2 protein-coding genes are annotated in these 1,252 nt (G+C 64.4%); both read right to left on the bottom strand.

The window, feature by feature from the left end; translation table 11 throughout:
- The coding region (locus QT222_RS00940) for a metal ABC transporter ATP-binding protein (protein WP_491476005.1) at window positions 1–776 on the bottom strand (776 nt) is incomplete at its 3' end.
- Window positions 773–1,252 (bottom strand): metal ABC transporter substrate-binding protein (locus QT222_RS00935; RefSeq protein WP_491476004.1); only part of this gene is annotated, 480 nt, incomplete at its 5' end. The genes QT222_RS00935 and QT222_RS00940, both read right to left, overlap by 4 nt.

The following is a 1,252-nucleotide window of genomic DNA, read 5'->3' as shown; positions in this document are numbered from 1 at the left end:
CCAGTGCCGTGTGTGTGACCGGTGTCGGCGTTCAAGGGGCAGTGGTCGTGGTCCAACACGCGCTGGTTCGCGCCGTAGGCCGCGGCGAGGGCGTCGCTCTCGGCGAAGTCGTCAGGGGAACCGTGGAAGTAGAGTCGCTTGTTCAGACACGCGATTCGGGACGCGCGGGCGGTGACGACGCTGATATCGTGTTCGACGAGGACGATAGTCATTCCCTGTTCGTTCAGGTCGCGGAGGAGGTCGTAGAATGACTCGCGCGACTCCGCGTCGAGGGCGACCGTCGGTTCGTCGAGGGCGAGCAGGTCCGTCTCGGCGGCGAGTGCGCGGGCGACGAACACGTGCTGTCGTTGCCCGCCGGAGAGAGAGCCAACGCGACGATCGGCGAGGTCCACGATATCGACGCGGTCGAGTGCCGTCTCGACTGCATCGTGGTCCGCATCCGAAAATCGGCCGAACAGATTTCGCGGATAGCGGCCCATCCGAACCACTTCCCGAACCGTGATGGGCATGTCCCGGGCCGTCTTCGTCACGTCCTGTGCCACGTAGGCGATACGCTCTCCGTCGGCGAACTGGTGGGCTGGTTCGCCGAACAACCGAATCTCACCGCGGTCGGGGCGCTGGAGACCGAGCAGCAGCGTCAACAGCGTACTCTTCCCGGACCCGTTCGGGCCGACGAGTCCGAGGAACTCGCCTTGTTCGACATCGAGCGAGATACCGTCGATAACGGGAACGTCGCCGTACGAGAAGGCGACATCGTCGAGTGAGATAACGGTCATCGCGCGTCGAGGGCGGTCCGCAGCGTCGGAAGGTTTACCTCGCGCATGATGTCGATGTAACCCCAGTTGTTCTCTTCCCACTCCTGTGTCATCCCCGGAATCGGGGTGAGCGGGAGTACGTCTTCGGCGTTCGTCTCGGCGACGAGTTGTTGTGCCGCACGGTCCGACTCTAACGGGTCGACGAGGACGTGCTTGATGCCGTGTTCTTCGATGGCGTGCTGTGCGCGTTCGATATCCCGCGGCGACGGCTCTTCGTCGGGCGACAGGCCCGTGAGCGCGACGATTTCGAGGTCGTAACGGTCCGCAAGATAGCCGAACGCGTTGTGGCCGGCGACGAGAAGCACGTCGCGCTCGCGAGTTTCCAGACCGTGCTCGAAGGCCGTATCGAGGTCCGACAGCGACTGGCGGTACGACTCGGTGTTCGCGGCGTAGGCGTCGGCGTTCGCGTCGTCGACCGACTGGAAGGCGTCTCGGAC

It is taken from the genome of Haloferax sp. s1, assembly GCF_058382125.1.
This window is presented reverse-complemented; position numbering and strand designations above follow the sequence as displayed.